The organism is Thermoplasmatales archaeon (assembly GCA_014361245.1).
Classification (GTDB): Archaea; Thermoplasmatota; E2; order UBA202; family JdFR-43; genus JACIWB01.
Genome location: JACIWB010000002.1, coordinates 45,661 through 69,240 on the forward strand (window position 1 = coordinate 45,661; position 23,580 = coordinate 69,240).

At 35.3% G+C, this 23,580-nt stretch carries 33 protein-coding genes and 2 tRNA genes; 15 read left to right on the plus strand and 20 right to left on the minus strand.

Translation table 11 applies throughout. The features are described from left to right. Positions 1 to 16: 16 nt before the first annotated feature. The 7 genes from H5T45_00905 to H5T45_00935 form a co-directional block, all read right to left on the minus strand. Positions 17 to 697: a translation initiation factor IF-6 gene (locus H5T45_00905; protein MBC7128277.1), complete on the minus strand. Its 681-nt coding sequence runs from the start codon at positions 695 to 697 to the stop codon at positions 17 to 19. Next, the gene (locus tag H5T45_00910; protein ID MBC7128278.1) at positions 681 to 1,082 is read right to left on the minus strand and encodes a 50S ribosomal protein L31e; all 402 of its coding nucleotides are present in this window, start codon (positions 1,080 to 1,082) and stop codon (positions 681 to 683) included. Before H5T45_00910 ends, H5T45_00905 begins: the two co-directional genes overlap by 17 nt. Positions 1,083 to 1,086: 4 nt before the next feature. After that, positions 1,087 to 1,242: a 50S ribosomal protein L39e gene (locus H5T45_00915; GenBank protein MBC7128279.1), complete on the minus strand. Its 156-nt coding sequence runs from the start codon at positions 1,240 to 1,242 to the stop codon at positions 1,087 to 1,089. Position 1,243: 1 nt separating this feature from the next. Then, entirely contained in the window at positions 1,244 to 1,567 is a 324-nt protein-coding gene (locus tag H5T45_00920; protein ID MBC7128280.1) for a hypothetical protein, read from the minus strand. A gap of 20 nt (positions 1,568 to 1,587) precedes the next feature. After that, positions 1,588 to 2,022 (minus strand): 30S ribosomal protein S19e, encoded by a 435-nt coding sequence (locus H5T45_00925; protein ID MBC7128281.1) that lies wholly within the window; start codon positions 2,020 to 2,022, stop codon positions 1,588 to 1,590. A 73-nt stretch (positions 2,023 to 2,095) separates the two neighbouring features. Further along, positions 2,096 to 2,296 (minus strand): hypothetical protein, encoded by a 201-nt coding sequence (locus tag H5T45_00930; protein ID MBC7128282.1) that lies wholly within the window; start codon positions 2,294 to 2,296, stop codon positions 2,096 to 2,098. Positions 2,297 to 2,357: 61 nt separating this feature from the next. Beyond that, positions 2,358 to 2,747 (minus strand): hypothetical protein, encoded by a 390-nt coding sequence (locus H5T45_00935; GenBank protein MBC7128283.1) that lies wholly within the window; start codon positions 2,745 to 2,747, stop codon positions 2,358 to 2,360. A gap of 288 nt (positions 2,748 to 3,035) precedes the next feature. Here H5T45_00935 and H5T45_00940 point away from each other — a divergent pair, with 288 nt between their 5' ends. Continuing rightward, positions 3,036 to 5,237, plus strand: a complete 2,202-nt coding sequence (locus H5T45_00940) for a CDC48 family AAA ATPase (protein ID MBC7128284.1) — start codon at positions 3,036 to 3,038, stop codon at positions 5,235 to 5,237. Here the strand turns inward: H5T45_00940 and H5T45_00945 are convergent. Further along, positions 5,238 to 5,312, minus strand: a tRNA-Met gene (locus tag H5T45_00945). Positions 5,313 to 5,354: 42 nt separating this feature from the next. Here H5T45_00945 and H5T45_00950 point away from each other — a divergent pair. Continuing rightward, positions 5,355 to 6,371, plus strand: coding sequence for an RNA 3'-terminal phosphate cyclase (locus H5T45_00950; protein ID MBC7128285.1), 1,017 nt, complete (start codon positions 5,355 to 5,357; stop codon positions 6,369 to 6,371). Here H5T45_00950 and H5T45_00955 read toward each other — a convergent pair. Both H5T45_00955 and pyrH read right to left on the minus strand, forming a co-directional pair. Continuing rightward, positions 6,368 to 6,562 carry a DUF2116 family Zn-ribbon domain-containing protein gene (locus H5T45_00955; GenBank protein ID MBC7128286.1) on the minus strand — a complete coding sequence of 65 codons (195 nt, stop codon included), beginning with the start codon at positions 6,560 to 6,562 and terminating at the stop codon, positions 6,368 to 6,370. The two genes, H5T45_00950 and H5T45_00955, sit on opposite strands and share 4 nt — an antisense overlap. Positions 6,563 to 6,566: 4 nt before the next feature. Then, positions 6,567 to 7,220 carry a UMP kinase gene (gene pyrH, locus H5T45_00960; protein MBC7128287.1) on the minus strand — a complete coding sequence of 218 codons (654 nt, stop codon included), beginning with the start codon at positions 7,218 to 7,220 and terminating at the stop codon, positions 6,567 to 6,569. 42 nt (positions 7,221 to 7,262) lie between these two features. Here pyrH and H5T45_00965 point away from each other — a divergent pair, with 42 nt between their 5' ends. Continuing rightward, the gene (locus H5T45_00965; GenBank protein ID MBC7128288.1) at positions 7,263 to 7,553 is read left to right on the plus strand and encodes a DUF5611 family protein; all 291 of its coding nucleotides are present in this window, start codon (positions 7,263 to 7,265) and stop codon (positions 7,551 to 7,553) included. 31 nt (positions 7,554 to 7,584) lie between these two features. Then, positions 7,585 to 8,838, plus strand: coding sequence for a phosphopyruvate hydratase (gene eno / locus H5T45_00970; GenBank protein ID MBC7128289.1), 1,254 nt, complete (start codon positions 7,585 to 7,587; stop codon positions 8,836 to 8,838). Here eno and H5T45_00975 read toward each other — a convergent pair. The 3 genes from H5T45_00975 to H5T45_00985 form a co-directional block, all read right to left on the minus strand. Beyond that, positions 8,836 to 8,908 (minus strand) — tRNA-Gln (locus H5T45_00975). The two genes, eno and H5T45_00975, sit on opposite strands and share 3 nt — an antisense overlap. A 125-nt stretch (positions 8,909 to 9,033) precedes the next feature. Continuing rightward, on the minus strand, positions 9,034 to 9,948 hold the full coding sequence (rnz, locus tag H5T45_00980; protein MBC7128290.1) for a ribonuclease Z: 915 nt from the start codon (positions 9,946 to 9,948) through the stop codon (positions 9,034 to 9,036). After that, positions 9,948 to 10,283 (minus strand): carboxymuconolactone decarboxylase family protein, encoded by a 336-nt coding sequence (locus H5T45_00985; protein MBC7128291.1) that lies wholly within the window; start codon positions 10,281 to 10,283, stop codon positions 9,948 to 9,950. The genes rnz and H5T45_00985 overlap by 1 nt, the downstream gene beginning before the upstream one ends. Positions 10,284 to 10,354: 71 nt before the next feature. Here H5T45_00985 and H5T45_00990 point away from each other — a divergent pair, with 71 nt between their 5' ends. After that, positions 10,355 to 12,085 carry a hypothetical protein gene (locus tag H5T45_00990; GenBank protein ID MBC7128292.1) on the plus strand — a complete coding sequence of 577 codons (1,731 nt, stop codon included), beginning with the start codon at positions 10,355 to 10,357 and terminating at the stop codon, positions 12,083 to 12,085. Here H5T45_00990 and H5T45_00995 read toward each other — a convergent pair. Both H5T45_00995 and citF read right to left on the minus strand, forming a co-directional pair. Further along, positions 12,078 to 13,256, minus strand: a complete 1,179-nt coding sequence (locus H5T45_00995; protein MBC7128293.1) for a 3-isopropylmalate dehydratase large subunit — start codon at positions 13,254 to 13,256, stop codon at positions 12,078 to 12,080. The two genes, H5T45_00990 and H5T45_00995, sit on opposite strands and share 8 nt — an antisense overlap. Next, positions 13,253 to 14,785 carry a citrate lyase subunit alpha gene (gene citF / locus H5T45_01000; GenBank protein MBC7128294.1) on the minus strand — a complete coding sequence of 511 codons (1,533 nt, stop codon included), beginning with the start codon at positions 14,783 to 14,785 and terminating at the stop codon, positions 13,253 to 13,255. Before citF ends, H5T45_00995 begins: the two co-directional genes overlap by 4 nt. An 87-nt stretch (positions 14,786 to 14,872) precedes the next feature. Here citF and H5T45_01005 point away from each other — a divergent pair, with 87 nt between their 5' ends. The 4 genes from H5T45_01005 to H5T45_01020 are packed head-to-tail and all read left to right on the plus strand — an operon-like array spanning position 14,873 to position 17,503. After that, positions 14,873 to 15,622, plus strand: coding sequence for an inositol monophosphatase (locus H5T45_01005; protein ID MBC7128295.1), 750 nt, complete (start codon positions 14,873 to 14,875; stop codon positions 15,620 to 15,622). After that, on the plus strand, positions 15,619 to 16,410 hold the full coding sequence (locus tag H5T45_01010; GenBank protein ID MBC7128296.1) for an NAD(+)/NADH kinase: 792 nt from the start codon (positions 15,619 to 15,621) through the stop codon (positions 16,408 to 16,410). The genes H5T45_01005 and H5T45_01010 overlap by 4 nt, the downstream gene beginning before the upstream one ends. Then, on the plus strand, positions 16,407 to 16,772 hold the full coding sequence (locus H5T45_01015; protein MBC7128297.1) for a Mov34/MPN/PAD-1 family protein: 366 nt from the start codon (positions 16,407 to 16,409) through the stop codon (positions 16,770 to 16,772). Before H5T45_01010 ends, H5T45_01015 begins: the two co-directional genes overlap by 4 nt. Then, on the plus strand, positions 16,769 to 17,503 hold the full coding sequence (locus H5T45_01020) for a ZIP family metal transporter (protein MBC7128298.1): 735 nt from the start codon (positions 16,769 to 16,771) through the stop codon (positions 17,501 to 17,503). The genes H5T45_01015 and H5T45_01020 overlap by 4 nt, the downstream gene beginning before the upstream one ends. Here H5T45_01020 and H5T45_01025 read toward each other — a convergent pair whose 3' ends face one another. Beyond that, positions 17,504 to 17,611 carry a MetS family NSS transporter small subunit gene (locus H5T45_01025; GenBank protein ID MBC7128299.1) on the minus strand — a complete coding sequence of 36 codons (108 nt, stop codon included), beginning with the start codon at positions 17,609 to 17,611 and terminating at the stop codon, positions 17,504 to 17,506. Beyond that, a complete protein-coding gene (locus H5T45_01030; GenBank protein ID MBC7128300.1) occupies positions 17,581 to 18,978 on the minus strand; it encodes a sodium-dependent transporter in 1,398 nt (465 codons plus the stop codon). Before H5T45_01030 ends, H5T45_01025 begins: the two co-directional genes overlap by 31 nt. A gap of 274 nt (positions 18,979 to 19,252) precedes the next feature. Here H5T45_01030 and H5T45_01035 point away from each other — a divergent pair, with 274 nt between their 5' ends. From H5T45_01035 to H5T45_01050, 4 genes are all read left to right on the plus strand, one after another. Then, positions 19,253 to 19,438 (plus strand): hypothetical protein, encoded by a 186-nt coding sequence (locus H5T45_01035; GenBank protein ID MBC7128301.1) that lies wholly within the window; start codon positions 19,253 to 19,255, stop codon positions 19,436 to 19,438. A 6-nt stretch (positions 19,439 to 19,444) separates the two neighbouring features. After that, the gene (locus H5T45_01040; protein ID MBC7128302.1) at positions 19,445 to 20,287 is read left to right on the plus strand and encodes a hypothetical protein; all 843 of its coding nucleotides are present in this window, start codon (positions 19,445 to 19,447) and stop codon (positions 20,285 to 20,287) included. Positions 20,288 to 20,353: 66 nt separating this feature from the next. Further along, complete coding sequence (locus tag H5T45_01045; GenBank protein ID MBC7128303.1) at positions 20,354 to 20,647, plus strand: hypothetical protein; 294 nt, start codon at positions 20,354 to 20,356, stop codon at positions 20,645 to 20,647. 5 nt (positions 20,648 to 20,652) lie between these two features. Then, a complete protein-coding gene (locus H5T45_01050; GenBank protein MBC7128304.1) occupies positions 20,653 to 20,961 on the plus strand; it encodes a hypothetical protein in 309 nt (102 codons plus the stop codon). Here the strand turns inward: H5T45_01050 and H5T45_01055 are convergent. Then, positions 20,947 to 21,336: a GIY-YIG nuclease family protein gene (locus H5T45_01055; protein ID MBC7128305.1), complete on the minus strand. Its 390-nt coding sequence runs from the start codon at positions 21,334 to 21,336 to the stop codon at positions 20,947 to 20,949. The two genes, H5T45_01050 and H5T45_01055, sit on opposite strands and share 15 nt — an antisense overlap. Positions 21,337 to 21,490: 154 nt before the next feature. Continuing rightward, positions 21,491 to 21,865 carry a winged helix-turn-helix transcriptional regulator gene (locus H5T45_01060; protein ID MBC7128306.1) on the minus strand — a complete coding sequence of 125 codons (375 nt, stop codon included), beginning with the start codon at positions 21,863 to 21,865 and terminating at the stop codon, positions 21,491 to 21,493. Between H5T45_01060 and H5T45_01065 the strand changes: the two genes are divergently transcribed. Beyond that, positions 21,864 to 22,838 carry a sulfite exporter TauE/SafE family protein gene (locus tag H5T45_01065; protein ID MBC7128307.1) on the plus strand — a complete coding sequence of 325 codons (975 nt, stop codon included), beginning with the start codon at positions 21,864 to 21,866 and terminating at the stop codon, positions 22,836 to 22,838. The genes H5T45_01060 and H5T45_01065 overlap by 2 nt on opposite strands. Next, positions 22,835 to 23,053, plus strand: a complete 219-nt coding sequence (locus tag H5T45_01070) for an AbrB/MazE/SpoVT family DNA-binding domain-containing protein (GenBank protein ID MBC7128308.1) — start codon at positions 22,835 to 22,837, stop codon at positions 23,051 to 23,053. Before H5T45_01065 ends, H5T45_01070 begins: the two co-directional genes overlap by 4 nt. A 44-nt stretch (positions 23,054 to 23,097) precedes the next feature. Here the strand turns inward: H5T45_01070 and H5T45_01075 are convergent, their stop codons facing one another. Next, positions 23,098 to 23,562: a hypothetical protein gene (locus H5T45_01075; GenBank protein ID MBC7128309.1), complete on the minus strand. Its 465-nt coding sequence runs from the start codon at positions 23,560 to 23,562 to the stop codon at positions 23,098 to 23,100. Between the last annotated feature and the right edge of the window lie 18 nt (positions 23,563 to 23,580).

Below are 23,580 nucleotides of genomic sequence, written 5' to 3' on the forward strand. Positions count from 1 at the left end.
CTTCCTATATCAATTTCTAATATATTTCATTTTCCGAAAGATGAAGTGCCTCTTCAATCCTCCCCATCTCAATTCCAGTTGTTTCGCTCCCAACAATTGCGCCATGCTCATTCGCAACAGCCCCCGCCCCCACAAATGGCATCCCGTGATTTACTGTGCCTATTTCCACCTCAACTCCAAGAACCTGCTCAATCAATTTTTTTTCCTCTTCCTTTATTTTTGGATGACATAAAACACCCTTATTTGTTGCTATCCCCAGCATTCCGACGGTATTGAGCCCAGCTATTGTTCCTTTCCTTACTTCCACTTTCATAATTTTTTCCAATTTTTTTATTGTGCTGTCCCCAATTAAAGGATGAACAATTGCTCCATAATCATTTGCAAGTATGTTATTTCCAGCAGCATTGAACTTATCTTTTAAAATAAATATTTCTCCATCGAATTTATCTTTGATTATTTCAATTTCTTCTTTTTCAATAAAATCCGTTACAACAATTGCATTTGAATTTATAACTGCAAGCGAGCCAATAATTGTGCTGCTTCCTATTGTTAATTCAAAAGCCTTTACTTTGAGAATTTTCTCAATATCGTTCTTTGTTTTTTCTGGAAGGAAAGGTTGAACAAAAGCTATTGAATTATTAACCCTGCAGTAAATACCTAAATATGGATTTCCATTAAAATCAATCTTTTTCAGCATGGCTCTGGTTTTCCTCCTCTGCTTTCTTTACATCTTCCTCTTTTTTCTCTTCCTTCTCTTCCTCTTTTTCCTTACTTTCCTCCTCCTTTTTTATTTCTTTTTCCTTCTTTTCCTTTTTAATTTCCTCAATCTTAACTTCTGCCTCGGGCGTATAAGCCCATATAATATCATCAATTTTAACAACCTTCAGCCTTATTTTACTTGGAGGATTTTTTATTCCTCTTTCCCATACAAGTTCATTTACACTCTTGTCTATCTTGATATTATCACTTTTTGTGTGTCTTTTCAAAAATTCCTTTATTTCCCTTACCGCAATTTTAGCCCTCTTGCTTCTGGGAGAATTTTTTGTTTTAATTATTGGCACTGTATAAATTTTCTCTTCCATAAAATCACCTCTTTAAATTGTTTCTCCTCCAGTATCTCCTCTTCGGATGCTGTAAAAATCTTCTGCTCGTTCTTATTATTATCCATGCCGGCACGCGCCTATTGCTTTTTGTTTCCTTCATCAATCTCCTTTTTCTAGCCGCTGGCTTGTTTCTTGCCATTTTATAACCTCCTTATTCTTATCTCTTTTTTCTTTGGCATGAGATGGGATATCAAAACTTTTAAAACCTCGTCATTTATCCTATTTTTTATTTTACCCATCTGATATAATCTTATAATCTGATTTTCTATATATTCTGCCTCTTCCGGCTTTGCCATCCTTATTCTTTCCAATCTTGCTCTTGCCTCCGCATCAAGCAAAAATTTAAGTATATTCCTTTTTTGGGCTTCCCATATCTCTCTTTCAATTTGCCTTTTCTGCTCTTCTTCTGCCTCGCGCTGCATTTGCTCTATCATTCTTCTTTTTATTTCTTCTGTTTCATCCATTATAAATCACTCCTTATTTACTATATAAGTTTTCCTATTTCAGTCGCAAGTTCATGAGCGGTATTATCAACGAGTGATTGTCCTTTGGCGGTGATTTTTCTTCCTTTTCCTTTTATCTGCTCAACAAGCCCGATTTCTTCAAGCTGGTGAAGTGCTTTCCTTACTATTGAACCACTTCCCTTTACATGTTTATATGGAGCATTTCTCCTGTCCCTCCTCCCTCCATAGAAGCCCCTCAAGCGAGATGTTCCAATGGGCCCGCGCATATAAATTTTTCTAAGAATGGCAGCAACTCTCACATACCACCAGTCTGGATTTTCAGGCGGTCTTTCCTTATGCATTCCAGTCTTTACCCATTTAGCCCATTCAGGTGGCTGTATTTTGAAATCATTCTTTAGCTTTTCCGCTAACCTTTTTATTAACGGCTCCGCAGGCACATCATATGCTGTAGTCATTGAAAAAGCAATAAAGAAGGAATATAAAAATGTAACTTATTAGGCACACCACCAATTTAGAGTTGATGAAATGTTAAAACTTCGTGGGAGAATATTGAACTTCTGCAACAACACAACTCCCAGCTAGCGTCACACTATTTTTTATCCAATTCTTGCTTGATATCTCGCTCAACTTCCAGTGAGGTTTGAGATAGTTATGTAAGAAAGTATAGCCAAAGATTGTATCCCTCAGCCATGCTAACAGTCGAGCAATTCTCCTTGTTCTTTTAACCAAGTACTGTTTAGCTCCTCTGAGAGATGAGTTCAGGTTCTCTATGAGTGCTGGACTTATGGTTTTACCGCTGACACCAAACAATCCATAGGTGTAGAACCGTCCTGTCTTTTATACCCAAGTATTTGTTGATAAACTTTTCACAAAATTGATACCCATTTATAAGAACCAGCTTAACCCTTCCTCTAAACCGTTTCAATTTCTTGAACATTTGTTCAAGAGTTTCATCGTCTCTTTTACCTATAAAAAAATCTATGATGAACTTGTTTTTAGGATAATATGCTAGCCAACCATAGAACTTCTTTTCACTCTGCAATTTGATATGTGTTTCATCGACCTCTATAACTTCTGGTATATAATCTGATGGAATAAGGGCATAATCCTTGAACTTCTGAAACTGTAAGAAAAACTGTTTGAGTATCTCCTCATCGCTTAATCTTCCCCTGTAGAACAATGCTCCATACTTCTGGTTGAATATCTTTCTACAGTGTTGTATCTATACCTCTTTAACTTATTCCTTTGAAAACCATACTTTACCAACAATCTCCTTCTGCACCCCTTCCATCAAAAGAGAAATACATTGACCCTTTATAAATCAACTCCACTGATGGGTGCTCTTATTGTTAATTCTCCTTCAAAATTAGTGCATTTCTTAAGATTTTCTTTTTCAAATCTATGGAAAAAGATTTGGAATGGATGACTACAGCAAAAGAAATTAATATATGTTTTATTATCAAAAGTGATGGAAATGAATGAAGTTATGCTTAGGGTTGCTGAAGGATTAAGCCAGGATGTAGGGGCAGGAAGAGCAAGGCTTGATACTGAAACAAGAATGAAGCTTAATGTTGCCCCTGGAGATATAATTGAAATAGAGGGAGGAAGAAAAACTGGCGCAGTTGTATGGCGCGCCCGCCCTGTTGATGAGGGAAAGGGAATAATAAGGATTGATAATCTTACGAGGAAAAATGCAAGGGTCGGGATAGGAGATAAGGTAATAGTGAGGAAGGGTGAAGTTAAGGTTGCGAGCCAGGTTGTTATCGCCCCAGCAATTTCTCAAAGTCAGAGGATACAATTTGGGCATGGAATAGAAAGTATAGTTAAGAGAGGACTTTATAAGCGCCCCCTTACTGCTGGAGACACAATAATTGTCCCTGGAATTGCTCTATTTGGAAATTCTCTACCATTTGGTGTTGTTAAAACAGAGCCAAAAGGATTGGTTGTGATAGGTGATGAAACAAGTGTAGTAGTTAAAGAAGAGCCAATAAAGGAAGAATTACTCAAATTGCCGCAGATAAGCTATGAAGACATCGGTGGGCTTGATGAAGAAATAATGAAAATAAGAGAAATGATAGAATTGCCATTGAAGCATCCAGAACTTTTTGAAAGGCTTGGAATAGACCCTCCAAAAGGAGTATTGCTTTATGGGCCACCAGGCACTGGCAAGACATTGATTGCGAAGGCAGTTGCCAACGAATCTGGAGCAAGTTTCTTTACCATAAATGGTCCAGAAATAATGAGCAAATTTTATGGGCAAAGCGAAGAAAATTTGAGGAGAACATTTGAGGAGGCTGAGAAAAATGCTCCTTCTATAATTTTTATTGATGAAATAGATGCAATCGCTCCTAAAAGAGAGGAAGTGCATGGTGAGGTGGAGAGAAGAGTTGTTTCTCAATTGCTTACACTTATGGACGGGCTAAAGGGAAGAGGAAAGGTAATAGTTATAGGTGCAACAAACAGACCAGATTCTCTTGACCCTGCTTTAAGGCGTCCTGGAAGATTTGATAGAGAAATAGAGATAGGCGTGCCAGACAGGGATGGAAGGAAGGAAATCCTTCAGATTCATACCCGTGGTATGCCTCTTGCTGAAGATGTAAATCTTGACGCTCTTGCAGATGTAACCCACGGGTTTGTTGGCGCTGATTTGGCAGCACTTGCGAGGGAGGCGGCGATGAATGCGCTGCGGAGATATTTGCCAGAGATAGAACTTGACAAGCCAATTCCTACTGAAATTCTTGAAAGAATGGTTGTTACAATGAATGATTTCAAAGAAGCACTTAAAATGATTGAACCATCTGCTTTAAGAGAAGTTCTTATTGAAATTCCAAATGTTAGGTGGGATGATATTGGCGGGCTTGAAGATGTGAAGCAAAGGCTCAGAGAGGCTGTTGAATGGCCACTTAAAAATCCAGAAGCATTTAAAAAATTGGGAATTAGGCCACCAAAAGGAATTTTGCTTTATGGGCCACCAGGCACTGGCAAGACATTGCTTGCAAAGGCTGTTGCAACAGAGAGTGAGGCAAACTTTTTATCAGTTAAAGGGCCAGAGATTTATAGCAAATGGGTTGGAGAAAGCGAGAAAGCAATAAGAGAATTATTTAAAAAAGCAAAGCAGACCGCTCCATCAATAATATTCTTTGACGAAATAGACGCAATTGCCCCAAGGAGAGGGAGTTATGAAGGCACAAGAGTTACTGAAACTGTTGTAAACCAACTCTTAACTTCAATGGATGGGCTTGAACAGATGAGTGATGTTGTTATAATCGGTGCAACAAATAGACCCGATATCCTTGATCCTTCTCTTTTACGCCCTGGCAGATTTGATGAACTTGTTCTTGTTGGAATACCTGACAAAGAGGCGAGGAAAAACATATTCAAGATACATACTGCAAATATGCCACTCGCAAAGGATGTTAATATAGATGAACTCGCTGAAATTACTGACGGATATGTTGGAGCTGATATTGAAGCAATATGTAGGGAAGCAGGAATGATAGCATTGAGGGAGAATGCAAATGAAGTTACAAAAGAGTATTTCATGAGAGCTATAAAGGAGGCTCATCCATCTGTTGATGAGGAAATGATGGAATATTACAAAGAAATGGAGAAAAAATTGGGAAAGGGAGTTGCAAAGAAAGAACTCAAAAAGGGAGTGGAAGTAATGTAGTAGCGGGGCGTGGATTTGAACCACGGATCTTCGGGTTATGAGCCCGACGGGTTTTCCTGACTACCCCACCCCGCTATAGGATTATAAATATATAATAATTTAAGCTTTGTGGTCAAAATGATAGAGATAGATGGAAGTTATGGCGAGGGCGGCGGGCAGATTTTAAGGATGAGCATAGCATTTTCCTCCATAACAAATAAGCCAGTAAAAATTTTTAATATAAGAGCAAATCGTCCAAATCCAGGACTAAGAAACCAGCATATAACCGCAATTGAAACTGTTGCAAAAATATGCAATGCAGAAGTTAAGGGTTTAAAAATTGGTTCAAGAGAAATAGAATTTTATCCAGGAGAAATTTGTGGAGGGCAGTATGAATTTGATGTTGGGACTGCTGGAAGTGTTACACTTGTATTGCAGGCATGTATAATTCCATCAATCTTTGCTGAAAAAGAGACAAAATTAATTCTGAAAGGAGGTACTGATGTAAGATGGTCCCCTCCATGGGATTATTTCAGAAATGTTTTTCTTGAAAATCTTAAAAAAATGGGAATAGAAATTGAGGGAAAATTGCATAAGAGAGGATATTACCCAGCCGGTGGGGGAAAAATAGAAATTTCAATAAACCCCTGCAGGGAAATAAAGCCATTATATTTTGATGAAAAATTTGAAGAAATAGAGGGAATTGTTCATATTTCAAATCTACCATTGCAGATTGCTGAGAGAATAAAAAAATCAGCTGAAGAAAATATAAGTGGTAAATATCCCTCAAACATAAGGATTGAAGAAAATGAAGCAATTTCTCCAGGCGTCGGCATCGTGCTATGGAGCAAGCCAAAAATAATTGGCTCAGATTGTTTGGGTGAAAAAGGGAAGCCAGCAGAAGAAATAGGAAAATTTGTAGCAAAAAAAATTCTGGAAGAGATTGATGCTGGAGTTGATTTAGATGAAAAGGCTGTTGATCAGCTCCTTCCCTTCATGGCAATAAGTGGAAGCAAAATAAAATTTAAATGTTCAGACCTGAGCATGCATGCCTCCACAGAAATCTTCTTATTAAAAAAATTCATTGATATTGATGCAAAAATAGAAAAAAATAAGATTGTTGAAGTAGAGGTAGAAGGAGAAAAATTAATTTAAACGCTTCTCTGGCTTAGTATAACTATCATATATGCTATAATCACAAGAAAAATCAGGATGTAAAATATTATCTGTAATCTCCTCCTCTTTTTTATATATCCTTCATATTCACTTTTACATTTCTCACTGCAAAAATCCTCACCATATTTTATTGCTTTTCCACATATATGGCAATGTCCGTGCTGGGGAATCATTTCATACCTCTATAACTGTTCCATTAAACTCTTTTCCATATATAGCATTTTCTAATTCTTTCAGATTTTTTCCATTTACAACAAATGTTTTTATTCTCCCATCCCTTATTATTTTACAGGCAACAGGATCAACAACAACTTTATATCCAGCCATTTTCCATTCTCCCCCAACCATCTCTATCAGCTTATCTATCCTTATTTTATCAAATTTTATCGCATCCCTATAAATTTTGGGATCCTTATCATATATACCATCTACATCTGTTGCTATTACAAGATGATCCGCCCTTGCTTCTTTTGCAAGCATTGCAGCAACTGCATCAGTTGAATGACCCGGGAAAGTTCCACCCATTACAACCGGCGGGCCAATCTGCAATGCTTCTTCTATAGTCAGAGGAATTTTTTTTCTGAAGAAGGAATTTATAAGATAAGCATTTAAGCGGGTTGCTGCTATCCCAATTTCATCTAAATATCTTTCATCCTCGCAAAATTTTCTTCCAGTAGATATATAATTTCTTGCAGTTTTTCCTCCGCCAACGACAATAAAAAGAGAAATTTCATCTGATATTTTCTTTAAAAGAAGAGAAAGTTTTTCTATAAATTCTGGATTATCCAATGAAAGCAATGAGCCACCGAGTGAAACAACAACTTTCATGCTTGTATTAAAAAGATTTTATAAAATGTTTTCTATACCATTATGCGAAGATATTCAATAAAAAAAGGGCATAAAGCAAATCTGGACGAATTGCTAAAAAAATATTTTAGTGTTGAAGGAAACTTGAATGAGGGATTTGAGTTTGAAGAAAATGGAATAGGGAAGATATTTATAAAAAAAGAGGGAAACGAAATACTAATAGATATAAAGCCACCAGAAAAAATAGAGCCAAATCCAGAAATATTGAAAAAATGGAATAATTTTTTATTTGAAGCAACAGGGAGAACAGCAAAAGAAAGGAAAAAATTGCTTGAAAAAGAATTGGAAAATTAAAAAATCTATTAAATATTCCTTATTTATTATCATGCAGAGAATAGAGAGCATAAAGGCAAGGCAAATTCTTGATTCAAGGGGAAATCCTACCATAGAAGTTGAGGTAAAAACAAAAAATGCAGAGGGAAGGGCAAGCGCGCCATCCGGCGCAAGCCGCGGGAGCAGAGAGGCGGTGGAGCTGAGAGATGGTGGGGAGGAGTTTCATGGAAAAGGGGTAAGGAAGGCGATAGAGAATGTTAATACAATTCTTGCACCCGCTATTGTTGGAATGGATGTAAATGAGCAGGAGGAAATTGATGGAAAAATTATTAAAATAGATGGTACTCCTGATAAAAGGATAATTGGGGGGAATGCTTGCATAGCTACTTCTATTGCCTGCTGTAAATGCGCTGCAAATTCAAAAAAAATCCCTGTCCATCTTTATTTAAACAAAGAAGCAAATCTTATGCCAATTCCTTTTATGAATATAATAAATGGTGGAAAGCATGCGGGAAATGAGCTTGCTATACAGGAATTTATGATTGCCCCTATAATGGCTAAAAGTTTTTCTCAAGCAATAAGGATGGGTTGTGAGGTTTATTATTCATTAAAGGAAATAATTCTTAAAAAATATGGAAGAAATGCAATAAATGTTGGTGATGAAGGTGGTTTTGCTCCTCCTCTTAAAGAAACAAGAGATGCTCTTGAGCTTATAATGGATGCTATTGAAGAAAATGGATATGAAAATGAAGTCATGCTTGCAATAGATTGTGCTGCTTCATCTTTCTATAAGGATAATTTATACTATATAGAAGGGGAAAAAAGCCGGGATGAGCTAATAGATTTTTATGAAGAAATAGTGGAGGAATATCATATAGTTTCAATAGAAGATGCATTTAGCGAGGATGACTGGGATGGATTTTCAAAATTAACAAAAAAAATGGGGAAAAAGATACAGATTGTAGGAGATGATATTTTTGTTACAAATGCAAAAAGATTAAAGGAAGGAATAAAAAAGAAAGCATGCAATGCATTGCTTTTAAAACCAAATCAGTGTGGCACGCTAAGCGAAACTCTCAAAGTTGTAAAAATATGCAATGAAAACAACTATTCAATAATGGTTTCACATCGCTCAGGTGATACATGCGATTCATTTATATCTGAGCTTGCGGTTGCAATAAACTGCGGGCAGATAAAGGCAGGCGCCCCCTGCAGGGCAGAAAGAACCGAAAAATATAATCAGTTGATTAGAATTGAAGAAGAAATTGAAAAGCCAATATATGCTGGCAAAAAATGGAGAATATAGCCCCGCCAGGATTCGAACCTGGGTCGTGAGGTCCAGAGCCTCACATGCTTGACCACTACACCACGGGGCTGAACAATGTAAAAAAATTACTCTTTAAAATTTTTACCAAAAATTTATAAATTGATATTCTATACATTATGAGGAGTGAGGTCATCTTTTTATTTTCTTTTCACCTCCTCTACCTCACTCCTCAAATTATTTCTTCAATTTAACCTCAACCTTCATGAAATCATTTGCCAAATATGAGTTTGGAAATATTTTCCTTGCCTCCTCCTCAAGGGATTTTGCATTTTTGTACCTCGGGCTTATATGGGTTAAAATTAATTTTTCTACGCATGCTTCCTTCGCTATATTTGCCGCCTGCATGGCGGTGGAGTGGAAATATTCTCTTGCTTTTTCTTCCATATCTGATGAAAAGGTTGCATCATGTATTAACACATCGCTTCTTTTTGCAAAATTTATGAGTTTGTTGCAAGGCATTGTATCTCCAGATATAACTATTTTTCTTCCAGGACGTGGCTCGCCAAGAACCATATCAGGGGTTATTTTCCTCCCGTTTATTTCTATAATTTTTCCCTTCTGTAGCTCTCTGAAAAGATGACCTTCTGGAATGCCAAGCGAGAGAGCTTTTTCTTTATTAAATTTTCCTGGTCTCATATCCTCTTCCAAACAATATGCAAGGGTTGGAACATTGTGCTCTACAAAAATGCACTTTATTTTATATCCATCAAATTCAACGCAGTCATTCTCTTTCAATTCTTGGGGGTATATATTATAAGATGGCTTAAAATAGCCAAGATGAATAACATCATTAACAACTTTATCTATCCCTTTTGGCCCGTATATATACAAATCTTCTTTCCTATCATTCAGCTGAAATGTTTGAATTAATCCAGGCAGACCAAGGATATGGTCGCCATGGAAATGTGTTATAAATATTTTTTTTATCTGCATATAACTTATTTCAGATTTTTGAAGCTGTCTTTGTGTTCCTTCTCCGCAATCAAAAAGAATTATTTCTCCCCCTCTTTTTATTGCTATTGAAGATACATTCCTCTGAATTGTTGGCCAGCTTCCTCCTGTCCCCAGAAAATATATATAGAGCTGCATCAGCAAAACTCTTCCAAAGCTTTCTTAACTTCAGTAAAGTATGTCATCGCTGGTCCTCCTTCCATGAGCACTGCAACAAGAGATGCTTCAATAATTTCCTCTTTTGTTGCTCCCGCCTTCAATGCTTTTTCAACATGTATGCCAATGCAGTAATCGCATCTTTTTGCAATTGCTATCCCAAGGGCAATTAACTCTTTTGTTTTTGTGCTTAATTGAGCATCTTTAAGAACCGAATCAACAAATTTCTGGTAATTTTTCATTGTTTCTGGCTCATTCCTTATCAAATCTTTTTTTGCCTCTTTATAACTTTCAACAATTTCTCTAAATTTTCCCATGATTAATATATCTTAGTAATAAAAATATTTTGCAATTAGAAAAATAAATTTACCTCCTTTTTATTATTTTTGTGAAGAAAATTGCTCTGCTTATAATATTAATTCTTCCTGTCTCATCGGCATGCAAGGATATAATTGTAATGGATGATGCAACATCAGGAAATTACAATCTTTTTATGAAAATTCGTGACCCATCCCGCTCCGGCTTGCAGGTTTTATTTGTTGTAAATGAAGGATATGAATATACATACCACCACCCATGGAGAAACTATAACATGGCATTTAAAACAAAATACAAGATTATAGGAGTAGCAACAGCCGGCGATACACCCCCAAACATAATAAAGGCTGGAATGATGATGACAAGCGCAGGAATTGCATATGGCGATGCGGATGTGCCAACATATTACATAAATCCAACAAGAAAAGCATGGGATGATTTTGACTGGCTCCGCTACGCCGCCCAGCAGGCGGGCAGCGAGAAAGAAGCCCTTGATTTGCTTGAAGAAGTTGTTGATATGCGTGCCCCTGGCATAGGAGAAAATCTATTTGTTGTTGGAAAAGATGCTTATGTTGTTGAGGCGGATGCATTTCATTTTTATTCGAGAAAGGCGAGTAGTATAGATGTAATGTCAAATTATCCAGAATATTTATGGAAAAGCAGGTTACTAAGAAGAATTGGAATAGCATCATCTTTTGATAGAGTTTTTGAAGGAGATGCTTTTGAAAAAGAAGTAATAAGAATAGGAGGAATTTACGGAGTAAAATTGGTGGAAGTCAAAGATGGATATGTTGTTGTAAATGAATTTCCTTTTGGAAGCGAGATAAAAATCGAAAGAGGAAATGGAAGCAAAGTTGGGAATTTTTATGTTGAATTTAAAGAAGCAAATGGAAAAAAAGCTAATTTAAAGGTTTGTTATGAATATTATGAATGGGAAAGTAGAATCACAAAAATTTTAAATGAAAAATATGGAGATATAGGTGTAATTGATCTGATGAATATATCTCGCATTCATTCATGGGAAATAGAGGGGCTGAGGGGCTTATGTGAAAATGAAATGAAAGCATGTATGATTTTTAAAATACCACTGAGCAATGCAAATACGCTGCTTGCTGGATGGTTTGCACCCGACCAATGCGCATCAGTATTTATTCCAGTTCATATATGCGATTATGATATATATGAAGATTATAAAAATGGTAAAGCAAGTGAAATTGCCCTTACAATTTTAAGAAAATATGGGCATGGAAATGTTAGTTTTGGGAACTTTGAAGAAATGCTTTTATATGAAAATGAAAAAGCAGAAGATATAGCTAAAAAAAATATTGAGAAGGCTGGCGATATACTAACTGCTGTTGATATTGAAATGCAAAAGCAAGCAATAATAATTCAGAGAATATGGTTAAATGCCAGCGAGCATGAAAAAAATTTTTTGAGGAATTTATGGAAAAAAGATTACTATACAACAATATGTGAAATTGAAAAAAATATTGATAGCATTGGAAGATTTTCTCATGATATAGGAGAAATTATTTTGAGCATGTGCAAAACAAGAGTGGATGTTGAAAGTATTATAAATGGTAGCAAATTTGATGGTGATTATAGTAAAGCATCGGATTATATAAAAAAAGGGGAATATAAAAAAGGAATTGAAATTGTGAAAAGCATATTTGAAAAAATAGATAAAAAATTATATGGTATAGAATATAAAAAATTAAGAAAAATCGATGTTTTTATCGTGGTTCTACCCATCCTACTTTTGATAGCCCTTTTAATCTTTATTTACAGAAAATTCAGATAAATCTTCTCGGGTCTGCTATTTTTCCTTCTATTGCACTCGCAGCCACAGTTGCAGGGGATGCAAGATATATCTCAGAGTCCTTTGCCCCCATTCTCCCCTGGAAATTCCTGTTTGTCGTTGTTATTGCAATTTCCCCGCTCGCAAGAATTCCCTCGTGTGCCCCCAGGCAGGGGCCGCATCCAGGATTCATAATTACCGCTCCCGCCTCTATAAATATGGAGATTAATCCTTCTTTTATTGCCTGATTGTATATCTTCATTGATGCAGGAAATACAAGCATTCTTACATTCTTTGCTATTTTTTTTCCTTTCAATATCTTTGCTGCCGTTCTTAAATCCTCTATCCTCCCGTTTGTGCATGAGCCTAGCACTGCCTGGTGTATTTCTTTTCCTTCAACTTCTTCAACACTTTTTACATTATCGACACTATGAGGGCATGCAATTTGAGGACTTAAATCTGTAACATCTATTTCTATTTCTTTTTCAAATACATCGTTTTTATCTCCTCCAAAAAGAGCAACTTTTGCACCCATTTCCATTGACATATTTGCAATTGTTATTTTATCTGCGAGGGGCATATCTTCAATTATTCCATAAAATTCGCATGCTTTATAATTTGCTCCCTCACATCCCATTTTCCCTATTATATGCAGAATTATATCCTTTGAAAAAACTGCTTTTGGCAAATTTCCAACTATATCAAATTTTATTGTTTCTGGAACTTTCAGCCATATTTTTCCTGTTGCCCATACAGCAGCCATTTCAGTTGCTCCTATTCCAGTTGAAAATGACCCCAATGCTCCATAACTTGTTGTATGGCTATCTGTTCCAACTATAAGCATCCCTTTCTTTGCATGTCCTTCCTCAATCATTACCTGGTGGCATATTCCATAATTTATATCATAGAAATTTTTTATTCCATGCTTTTTAACAAACTCTCTTATCTGTTTGTGGTTTTCTGCTGTCTTTATTGTGTTTGCTGGCACTCGATGGTCAAGTATAATAACTATTCTATCCACATCCCATGGTTTTTCTGCCATTTCTTTAAAACTTTTTATTACAAGCGCCGCATTATCATGGCTCATTGCCTTATCAACTCTTGCCTCAATTATTTCTCCTGCCTCAACTTTTTCCCCGCATTTTTCAGATAATATTTTTTCAGATAGTGTCATCCTTTCACCTTCCTTACAACATCAAGTGTTGTTCCATCTCTATATTCAATTATTGCTACAATTTCATCACTCAATTTTGGCTCCTCTGGCTCACCAACCAGACTTTTTGCCTTTTTATATAATTCTTCTATACCGACAACCTCCATTTTTCCCTTTACCGCTTCAATCAAATCTTCTCTTTCAGGATTTATTGCAATACCTCTATCAGTAACAACAACATCAACAGTATGGCCTGGTGTTGATACAGTTGTAACCTCTTTTCTTATAACTGGCAATCTTCCTCTGAGTAAAGGAACTGTTATTATGGTAATATCACTGCCAGCTGCGGCATCCTGGTGCCCCCCTATTCCATGTAAAAGCAGGCCATCTGAATGAGTATTTACATTCACATTAAAATTTAAATCAATTTCAGTTGCGCCAAGGAAGCAGGCATTCTGCCTATTAACAACACATCCACATGTATGGGGGTCGCCAAACATGATATGGCTAACCTCGACATGTCCTGGATTCTTAGATATTGACTCAACCGCCCTCAAATCAAAGCTCTGTGCATCAAGAATTTTCCTTATTGTCCCGTCCATCAGCATATCAACAACAAATCCAGTTATTCCACCCATTACAAAATCCCCAACAATACCTTTTTCTTTCATATATTCATGCAAAAATTTCGTAACTGCAAGGCTTATTCCTCCCGCCCCTGCCTGGAATGAAAAGCCATTTTTTAATATGCCAGCTTTTGCCAGAAACTTTACAACATTTTTTGCAATGGTGAGGCGGGCTGGACTTCTTGTTATTTGCATTGTTCCTGTTTGTATGCCAGATGGGTCGCCAATGCTTTCAATTTGCACAACATAATCAACATATATCTGTGGTATTGAGATAGGTGTAACAGGATATGGCTGTAAATTATCTGTAATTACAACAACATTGTCCGCAAACGCCGCGTCTGCATAAGCAAATCCCATTGCCCCAAACGCAGATTTGCCGAGCATTCCATTGCAATTTCCATATTCATCAGCAATTGAAGCGGCGAGAAAAGCTACATCTATATGCAAATCCCCGCTTTTTATTGCCCTCGCTCTTCCTCCATGGCTCCTCAAAATAACTGGCTCATTCAGCCCTTGTTTAGATACATATTCTCCCAGAGGGCCATTTAAACTTCCTTCTATAGAAGTAATAACCCCATTTTTTATATACTCAATCAACTTTTCATGAACTGGAAAAAGAGCGCTTGGAGCAAGTTTTATATCTTTTATACCCATTTTTGCAATTTCATCAACAACTAAATTTACAACAGCATCCCCGTTTCTTAAATGATGATGAAAGGATATTGTCATCCCATCTTCAAGTCCTACTTTTTTTATCGCTTCTCTTATCGATGGTAACAACTTTTTTTCATCTGGAAAGACACATTTTAATGGCTTTCCATATTGCCTTTTATCTGGCTTAAATGAAAAAGGACCATTATATGGAATTAATTTTCTCCCATTCACTTCCTCAGGTATCTCTCTTCCAACAGCATTTCGCATATTGGAAATAAAAAAATTGTTTATATCCTTTTTGTGTTTTGTTAAACTTTCCGAATTGTTTTAATATTAATAAATATTCAAAAATCAATGGAGAAATTGATTGAGAAGGCAAGAGAAATAACTGAGGAGATAGATAAAAAAATAAGGAGCGATGATAAGAATAAATTTGGTGAATTCATTGAGATGGGTGCGGATGGAACACCTACAAATTATATTGATAAGATTGCTGAGGATATTGCATTAAAAATAATAGGAAAGGAAGGAAATATTCTATCTGAAGAATGTGGTTTTATTGATAATGGTTGCGAATATACTTTTGTTATCGACCCGATTGATGGAACAAGAAATGCAATCGCTGGTATTCCTTTTTATGGTGTTTCAGTAGCAATAGGAAAAGAAAAATTAAAAGATGTTTCATATGGTATAGTAAAAAATATTCCAACAGGAGAAATTTTTGAAGCAATCGCTGGAAAAGGAGCATTTCTAAATAAAAAAATTATAAGGGTAAAGAAAAGAAATAACCCCTTCCTCTGTCTCGTGCTCGGAGAATCTGGAAATGAAAAAACATGGAGACTATCAAACAAGCACCATGTAAGGGCGATGGGCGCGGCCGCTCTTGAAATGTGTCTTGTTGCATGCGGGGCGGCGCAGGCATATTTTATGGGGAAAAAGAGCTTGCGAGTTACTGATTTTGCGGCGGCAAGCCTGATTGTGGAAGAAGCGGGGGGGATTGTTAGGGATGAGAATGGTGAGGAGCTTGATTTGCCCCTTGATTTGAAAGTAAGGAGCGGGGTTATTGCTGGTTGTGATGAAGAGATTTTGAAGGTGTTGATATGAGATGGGGTATTGTATGCAAGCCATCGGTGGAAGCATATGAAATAGGGAAAAGGGTTTATAAGATAATAGGAAATGCAGTTCTTGAGGAAAAGATAGCAAATTATATGAAAAAGAGGGGTTATAAAATTGAAGAGATGGGTGAGAGATGTGATGGAATAATTGTTGTTGGGGGAGATGGAACAATTTTATTAACTCTGAGGCACTCAAAAAAACCTGTTTTTTCAATAAATGCGGGCAGAGTTGGATTTCTTACTGAAGTGGATGCTGATGATACGGAAAAAGCAATTGAAGAAATTTTGAAAGGAAATTATTTTGTTGAGGAATATATGAAAATAAAAATTTTTTTGAATAAGAAGAGATTACCAGATGCAGTAAATGAAATTGTAATTCATACTGCAAATCTTGGTAAAATTTTGCCTTATAAGATTTATGTTGATGAGCAAATTATTAAGGAAGGAAGTGGGGATGGTTTAGTTGTTTCAACACCAGTTGGCTCAACAAGTTATTCTCTTTCCTTAGGGGGACCAGTTATTGAGCCGAAAATAAATGCATTTTTGATTGTTGCAATTGCTCCTTTCAGGAGAGATTTTCATCCTCTTGTTTTATCTTCTGAAAGAAAAATAAAAATAGAGGTCTTTAAAGATGCAGAAATTGCAGTAGATGGGCTTTATAATAAAAAAATATCAAAGGATGATGTTATTGAATTGATGATATCAGAGGAGAAGGCAAAATTTATAAAAATAAACAACAAGTTTTTTGAGAAAATTTATAAGAAGTTGGAAAAATGAAAATAAAAAAGGAATGTTTAAAAACGATAATTGAAGCCGCAAAAGAAATGCATCCCAAGGAATTTTTAGCATTTCTTTCTATTGGAAGAAAAAAAGATTTAATAGAGGAGTTTGTTATAATACCTCAGATGATATATGGAAGAAGTTCTGCATCATTTAATCTTGCAATGCTTCCAGTGGATAAATCAATAGTTGGAACTGCACATTCACATCCATCTGGCAGTTATTTTCCATCGAGCGAGGATTTAATTACCTTCAGAAAAAGTGGAAGAATTCATGTAATAGTGGCATATCCTTATAATGAAAAAAACTGGAAAGCATATGACAGCATGGGAAGAGAAATAATTTTGGAGGTAATATGATTTGGGTATATACAATTTTAAGTGTTATAATTGTGAGCATGATTTCACTCATTGGTATAACAGTTCTATGGATAAACGAGGAGAAGCTGAGAAAAGCATTAATTTATCTCGTCGCATTTTCTGCTGGCGGGCTTTTCGGCGGGGCATTTCTTCATCTACTGCCAGAAATGATAGATAGGGGATTTAAAAGTTATTACGGGATTTGTATCATTTGCGGGATTGTTGCATATTTTTTACTTGAGAAAATTATTCGCTGGAGGCACTGCCATATTCTTCCATCTGAAAGACATCCACATACTCTTTCCTCCATGATTCTTTTTGGGGATGCCCTTCACAACCTTATAGATGGTCTTGTTATAGGGGCAAGTTATATGGCTGATTTAAATCTTGGAATTGCGACAACTTTTGCTGTTATATTTCATGAGATACCTCAGGAAATAGGTGATTTTGGTTCTCTTCTTTATGGAGGGTTCAGCAAATCAAAAGCTTTGCTCTTCAATTTTTTTTCCGCTCTTACCGCAGTTTTAGGAGCATTAATTGTTCTAACAATTAAAAATGATTTGCTGGTGAATATACTTATTCCAGTTACAGTAGGAGGATTTATATACATTGCTGGTTCAGATATGATGCCCGAATTACATAAAGAATTGAATTTTAAGAAATCATTTCTACAGCTTTTATCAATAATTGCGGGAGTAGTTGTTATGTATGCTTTAACTCTTTTTGAATAATTATTTTTTCCTTATAGCCCTGTATATGCAGTAAAATAATCCACCATAAAAAACAGCACATCCAATTATTGCCATTGCTATTGCGCCCGCCGACATTTTGTCCTCCATAAAGTAAAGGAAAGGAAGAAAATCAATAAAATTATTAAAAAACCAATTGAAGGATAGCTCAGAAGACTAGTTGAAGAAGCAAAAAGCATGAAGGCAAGCACGGCGGGCGCCAAAAATTTTAAGGAAATGCCCCACCACCTTCCAACTTTTATTTCTGATACCTTATTTACATATTTCCTTAATTTTTCATCACCAAGAAGATAGGCAAATATTATGCACTCAAGCAAGCCAACGACAACAAGTGCAAAATCTGAAATGAAGTGATCAGCTGTCTCTATTAGCAATATATTTTTTCCAATTAGCAAACCAGCAAGAAGTCCAATTAAGCAGATTATAAAATTTGATTTTTGTCTGCTTATTTTAAATTTTTCACTTATGCTTTTTGATATTGCCTCAACCATTGAATATGCGGAAGTTAAGCCAAATAAAAATAAAATTGAAAAGAACATTAATCCAAAAATTGATTGAAGGAATGGAATTTTTGATATAACTGTTGGATATGTGATGAAGGCAAGGGCAAATCCACCTCTTGCAATTTCCTCAAAATTCATTCCAGTAGTAAAAGACAGGTAGCCAAGTGTTGAAAAAACAGCAAATCCACCAAGAAAAGCAATCCCACAATCTGCAAATGCTGTAATAAAAGAATTGTTTGTTATATCTGATTTCTTTTCTAAATAGCTTCCATATGCAATCATTATTCCTTGGGCAAGGGAAAGTGAAAAGAAAACCTGAGCAAAAGCAGCTAGCCATGTGGATGGCAATAAAAGTTTTGAAAAATCTGGAGCAAGATAGAATTCCAAGCCATTTGTAGCATTTGGCAATGTTAATCCAACAAATGTTAATATTAGCAATAGTATAACTGGAAAAGGAACCGCTATCATGGAGAATTTACCAATAGATTTAACTCCTTTATAAAGGATAAGGTATATTGCAACCCATACAAAAAGAATTGAAAAAAGTATTTGCTCTCCACTACTTAAAAATTTATAATAAAAGAAAGAAGAAGCATCTGTCCCCCATGCCATAAAAATTGAATGAATGATATAGCATAAACTCCATCCAACTATTACACAATAATATATTGAAATAAAAAATGCAACAATAACGCTTAGCCACCCGGCAAACTCGCTTCTTTTTGATATTTTTTTAAGAGCCATAGGGGCAGAATGGGCATAAATGTTACCAACAGCAAATTCAGCTATTAGAAGAGGAATTCCAACAACAAAGAGGGCAATTATAAAAGGAATAAGAAAAGCCCCTCCTCCGCTTTTATAGCAAACATAAGGAAAGCGCCATAAGTTTCCGAGCCCAACTGCTGAGCCAATCGATGCAAATAAAAATGCCACTCGAGATTGCCACTTCTCCACACTATAATAGGATTTGATATATTTATATGTTTAACAATTGCTAAATTTATTGGTCTCGAAAAGGAGTTAAACTCATGTAGATAGGTTTATAGAATAATAACCCTTGAAAAGAGCATAAAATATTAAATAGTGAAATCTATTTTTTATAAGATGATAAGTGAAGAAGAAAATCGACTATATAATATATTTTTTCAGAAGAATGAGATATATATTAAGAAAATTTTTGAAAAAACAATAAAAATGAAATCCTGCAAAAAGATAAACGGTGAGGAAAATGCTTAAGGGAATTTTAGAAGCAGTCGTTGAGAAAATGAAAAAATATCACTCTCTTTATGAAGAAAACGAAGCGGCAGTAAGAGAGCATATAATAAATCCCGTATTAAATGCTTTAGGATGGTGTCCCGAGAACCCTGAAGAAGTACAACCAAATGTTTCCACCGAAGAAGGATTTCCTGATTAATCTCTTATAAAGAACGGAAAAAAAGTTCTATTTATTGAAACAAAGAAATTATCGATAGATATAGAACAAAAAGAAGTCATTCGTCAGTTGGCAAAATATTGTTTTGGCGAGGGAATGAAATATGGAGTTTTAACCAATGGAGCTGTTTGGATACTTTTCAGGGCTTTTCAAGAAGGAACTACAATGTCTGAGAGAATAGTTTGGAAAACGGATATTGAAAGTGATGAATTAACTGCAAGCGTAAGAAAACTATGTACTATTTCGAAGGATAATATCGACAATATCGAGAGACTTATAAAGAAACTCCAAATATTGGATGAAATCTGGCATTCTCTGGTAGATGAGCCAGAAGAAATTATCAAAGGGCTAATTCCTGTTTTTGAGAATTTAATTAAAGAAGGATATCCCGATTATGAATTTGAAGTCATGGAAATTGAGGATTTTCTCAAAGAAAAGATCAAAGAATTAATTGTTCCAACAGAAGAAACAGAAGAACAAATATCTCCATCAGAAATACCTGCATGGGAAGGAAGGCGACCAAGAAGAATTAAAATAAGTAGCGATGTTTTTGAGGTCAGGAACTCTTACGAAATACTAATAAATGTTGCAGAATGGCTTATCCAGAAGGGAAAATTAAAAAAAAGCGATTGCCCAATACCAATTGGAAGGAAACGCCACTTAATAAATACAGAGCCTAAACACAGATATGGGGATAATTTTAGGGCCCCAAAACGGTTATCTAACGGATTGTATGTCGAAGTACATTACAGCACTGCTGGATGTATAAATAACGCTAGGCGACTTCTTGAGAGATTTGGTTTCAGAGGGGATATATTGGAGGTGCAATAGATATATACAGGATTCTCAATAACATTAATTTTCGAAATCCTTAAATATGAAAAAGTATTACTTTTTTTGAAAAAAGTAATATGTGATAATATGTGGCTGATAACAACACTCATCTTTGCAATCATTGCAACCATATTATATGCATTTCTTAAGAAATACAAATTAAATTATCTTGCTCTTATGTTCTGGGGAGCATTTGTTATGATATTGGTGGACCATGTTCTTGGTTATGAAGGGGGAAATTTCCTTGAATACGAAACCGAAGGATTAATAAACAATGGAATTATTCTTGGAATTGTTATGGCAGTTCCAGTCATAGCAATATGGCTGGTGCTTGTAGCAATTGAAAAAAAGAGGTGATAAAAATGGCGTGTTTCCTCGTGCCCACGGCGGCGGGCGTTGCGGGCCTGCTCGCAAGGAAAAAGATGCATAAGAAATATAGAATGGATATACTGAATGCCATGCTTTGGGGAGGAGCTGCAATGCTTGCAGTTGAACACATAGCACACGGAGAAGTAGTTCCATATCCGCCTTTCTTAACAGCTGGGCTTAGCGAAGTGTTGCCAGAGATGCTTAAGATTGGCTTGCCAATGACAATCTGCATATTTATTGCATGGGCAATAATTGTTGCAATAACTGAATTGATGCCGAAGAAGGAGTTAAAAACTGAATAAGTTAAAATCTGCTAAAACTTCGGAAAAAGCTTCGATGCTATTGGCATAAAATAGATGACTTTTGCATTGGCAATCACTTGAACCAAACTTTGGAATAAATTCAAAAGAATCAAATTTTCTTGCTATATCGCATTCTTCCTTAAACTTGCTTTCTTTATAAAAAATTTTTTTTATTTTTCCCTTTTCAAGCAAATAATCAATGTGCCATCTCTTCCTTTTTTCCATTCTTAAATGCCTTTCCAACCTTTTTTCAATACTATTCATCGCAGAGCCAACATAAGCATAGTATCCTCTCTTAAAATAAATCCCTCTTTTTCCAATTTTTATTTTTTTATCTTTTTCAATCTCAATTAAAAGAATGTAGCATCCTTTCATTTGAATATATCCTTTATATCAAACTCCTTCATCTTATCCTTTGCATAAACCCACCCATCCTTTATTTCAACATATCCTTCCCTCTCATATTCTTTCAATAAATTCTTCATTACCTTCATTTCCCTCTTTATTTCTTCTTCAAATCTATCAATTCTTATTTTTCCCTCTTTTTTATGCTTACAAGAACAAGCATTATTGTTGCCATAATTATATCCTTTGCAAGTAATTTTTCCGCAACCTCATCAGCAACTTCTTCCATTTCCTCTCCTATGTGCAAACCAATAAGGATTAACCCATCTGTAACGAGTTTTCCAGTCCATGTTAGGCTATAATATTCATTTTCCTTTTTTATAAAATTTACATCTTTTAAAGCAGATAAAGCCCTGTTAAATGTTGCAGTAGATATTTTTGTTTCTTCCTGCAATTCCTTCCATCTTATTTTTTCTTTTTCTCTCAAAACAAACAGTATTTTTATAACATTTTCCTTGAATAACTTGAAAATTTTATATATTGTATCATTTTTTTCCATGAAAATATATATATTTTCCTTAATAAATTTTGGGAAAACAAAATATTTTGAAGCCAAATGTTATTGGTTTGAAGCCAAATTTATATACTTGTTGATATTTATTATCATGTTTTATTATCTTTTACCACTGCTTGCGGGATTTATCGCTCAATATGTAGATGGCACTTTAGGGATGGGCTATGGTGTTTCCTCTTCCTCTCTTCTTGTTGCCGCTGGTTTCATGCCCGCTCTTGTTTCCGCCTCCGTGCATATGGCGGAGATATTTGTATCATTCACATCTGGAATAAGCCACCTAAAATTTGGAAATGTTGATAAGGATATCTTATTGCCATTAATAATTCCTGGAATAATTGGAGGAGTGCTCGGCGCCTATATTCTTTCAGATATAATTCCTGAAAAAGGTGTTAAGATAATTGTGAGCTTTATCCTTCTTTGTCTTGGACTTGTAATATTTTTAAGATTTTATTTCGGAAAAATAAAGAAAAGGGAGGGAAATTTTTCAAAAAGATTTGTATTTGCTGTTGGTTTTGCTGGCGGACTGCTTGATGCAATAGGAGGCGGAGGATGGGGGCCTGTATGCACTTCTTCACTTGTTGCTTTAAATAAACGCAGGCCAAGAAAGGTTATTGGCTCGGTAAATTTTGCTGAATTTTTTGTAACCATATCAATAACAGTAGCATTTGCAATAACTCTTGGAATAGAAAATTTCCTCTGGAATATAACACTACCACTAATAGTGGGAGGAGTTATAGCAGCTCCATTATCTGCATATACATGCAAGCGAATTCCATCTGTTTTGCTTGGTAGCCTTGTTGGAGTATTGCTGATGATAATCAATGCGAAGACAATAATTTCATCCTTTATATCAATAAATTTTGCAATAATTCTTGCTATACTTATTTCAGTTTTTACCCTTCTCCTTATTATTAAATATGCAAAACCAGAGAGCAGAATTTTGGAGGAGGAAGAATGAAAATAGATATGAAGGATGTTGAATATATAACTGAAACAAGTGTAACGATAAGGGGAAGTAGGAGAAGAACAACTCTCCCAAAATACATAGTTGAAAAAATTGAATTAAAAGATGGAGATAAAATAAGATGGATACTATTCAAAGATGGCTCAATTTATGTTATGAAAGTAGATTACAGTATTTCCGAAAGTGAAGCAATGAATCGTTGTTGGTAGTGTTTTCCAACAACGATTTTGGATGAAAATTTTCTTTATTCCATTCAAAATAAGGGTTTGCACAAGTTTTTGTTGGAAAATTTGCTATATCTTAAAAAATAATAACAGAAGATACTTCTGTATCTCTGCAAGAAAGAAGAATAAAACAATTTCAACTGAATTAACATGTTAATTATCCTTTCCATCTTATTCTCTTTCACTAATTCCTCTTCAACTAAGTCCTTCCATTCCTCGGCTGTTATTGGATAATATATTCTCACAAAATACCAAAGGTTGTACAACAAAGACATAAAAAGGAAAAAGAAATATCTTATAATTAAATCTGCTGTTTTTGTTTTTACCATGAAATTATTCTCAGCATCTCTGTAAAAATTTTCTATGTTCCATCTTTTGCCATATAATTCTGCAAGACTAAGAATATTTGATTCATCAATTTCAATGTTTGTGCAGAAAACATCGAAATTTTTCCAATTTTCTTTATATTTGTTACCATTTGGAATGAAGAACAAGTTTGTTTTTATTTCTTC

Bases quoted from the DNA above. Each gene is read 5' to 3' on its own strand.
- eno (MBC7128289.1), top strand. From the start codon at position 7,585: ATGCAGAGAATAGAGAGCATAAAGGCAAGGCAAATTCTTGATTCAAGG.
- H5T45_00995 (MBC7128293.1), bottom strand. From the start codon at position 13,256: ATGACACTATCTGAAAAAATATTATCTGAAAAATGCGGGGAAAAAGTT.
- H5T45_00915 (MBC7128279.1), bottom strand. From the start codon at position 1,242: ATGGCAAGAAACAAGCCAGCGGCTAGAAAAAGGAGATTGATGAAGGAA.
- citF (MBC7128294.1), bottom strand. From the start codon at position 14,785: ATGCGAAATGCTGTTGGAAGAGAGATACCTGAGGAAGTGAATGGGAGA.
- H5T45_01060 (MBC7128306.1), bottom strand. From the start codon at position 21,865: ATGGAAAAAAATGATACAATATATAAAATTTTCAAGTTATTCAAGGAA.
- H5T45_01055 (MBC7128305.1), bottom strand. From the start codon at position 21,336: ATGAAAGGATGCTACATTCTTTTAATTGAGATTGAAAAAGATAAAAAA.
- H5T45_00905 (MBC7128277.1), bottom strand. From the start codon at position 697: ATGCTGAAAAAGATTGATTTTAATGGAAATCCATATTTAGGTATTTAC.
- H5T45_01010 (MBC7128296.1), top strand. From the start codon at position 15,619: ATGAGATGGGGTATTGTATGCAAGCCATCGGTGGAAGCATATGAAATA.
- pyrH (MBC7128287.1), bottom strand. From the start codon at position 7,220: ATGAAAGTTGTTGTTTCACTCGGTGGCTCATTGCTTTCATTGGATAAT.
- H5T45_00920 (MBC7128280.1), bottom strand. From the start codon at position 1,567: ATGGATGAAACAGAAGAAATAAAAAGAAGAATGATAGAGCAAATGCAG.
- H5T45_01020 (MBC7128298.1), top strand. From the start codon at position 16,769: ATGATTTGGGTATATACAATTTTAAGTGTTATAATTGTGAGCATGATT.
- H5T45_01015 (MBC7128297.1), top strand. From the start codon at position 16,407: ATGAAAATAAAAAAGGAATGTTTAAAAACGATAATTGAAGCCGCAAAA.
- rnz (MBC7128290.1), bottom strand. From the start codon at position 9,948: ATGCAGCTCTATATATATTTTCTGGGGACAGGAGGAAGCTGGCCAACA.
- H5T45_01005 (MBC7128295.1), top strand. From the start codon at position 14,873: ATGGAGAAATTGATTGAGAAGGCAAGAGAAATAACTGAGGAGATAGAT.
- H5T45_00910 (MBC7128278.1), bottom strand. From the start codon at position 1,082: ATGGAAGAGAAAATTTATACAGTGCCAATAATTAAAACAAAAAATTCT.
- H5T45_01065 (MBC7128307.1), top strand. From the start codon at position 21,864: ATGAAAATATATATATTTTCCTTAATAAATTTTGGGAAAACAAAATAT.
- H5T45_00965 (MBC7128288.1), top strand. From the start codon at position 7,263: ATGCGAAGATATTCAATAAAAAAAGGGCATAAAGCAAATCTGGACGAA.
- H5T45_00950 (MBC7128285.1), top strand. From the start codon at position 5,355: ATGATAGAGATAGATGGAAGTTATGGCGAGGGCGGCGGGCAGATTTTA.
- H5T45_00985 (MBC7128291.1), bottom strand. From the start codon at position 10,283: ATGGGAAAATTTAGAGAAATTGTTGAAAGTTATAAAGAGGCAAAAAAA.
- H5T45_00925 (MBC7128281.1), bottom strand. From the start codon at position 2,022: ATGACTACAGCATATGATGTGCCTGCGGAGCCGTTAATAAAAAGGTTA.
- H5T45_00940 (MBC7128284.1), top strand. From the start codon at position 3,036: ATGGAAATGAATGAAGTTATGCTTAGGGTTGCTGAAGGATTAAGCCAG.
- H5T45_01070 (MBC7128308.1), top strand. From the start codon at position 22,835: ATGAAAATAGATATGAAGGATGTTGAATATATAACTGAAACAAGTGTA.
- H5T45_01050 (MBC7128304.1), top strand. From the start codon at position 20,653: ATGGCGTGTTTCCTCGTGCCCACGGCGGCGGGCGTTGCGGGCCTGCTC.
- H5T45_01035 (MBC7128301.1), top strand. From the start codon at position 19,253: ATGCTTAAGGGAATTTTAGAAGCAGTCGTTGAGAAAATGAAAAAATAT.
- H5T45_01025 (MBC7128299.1), bottom strand. From the start codon at position 17,611: ATGGAGGACAAAATGTCGGCGGGCGCAATAGCAATGGCAATAATTGGA.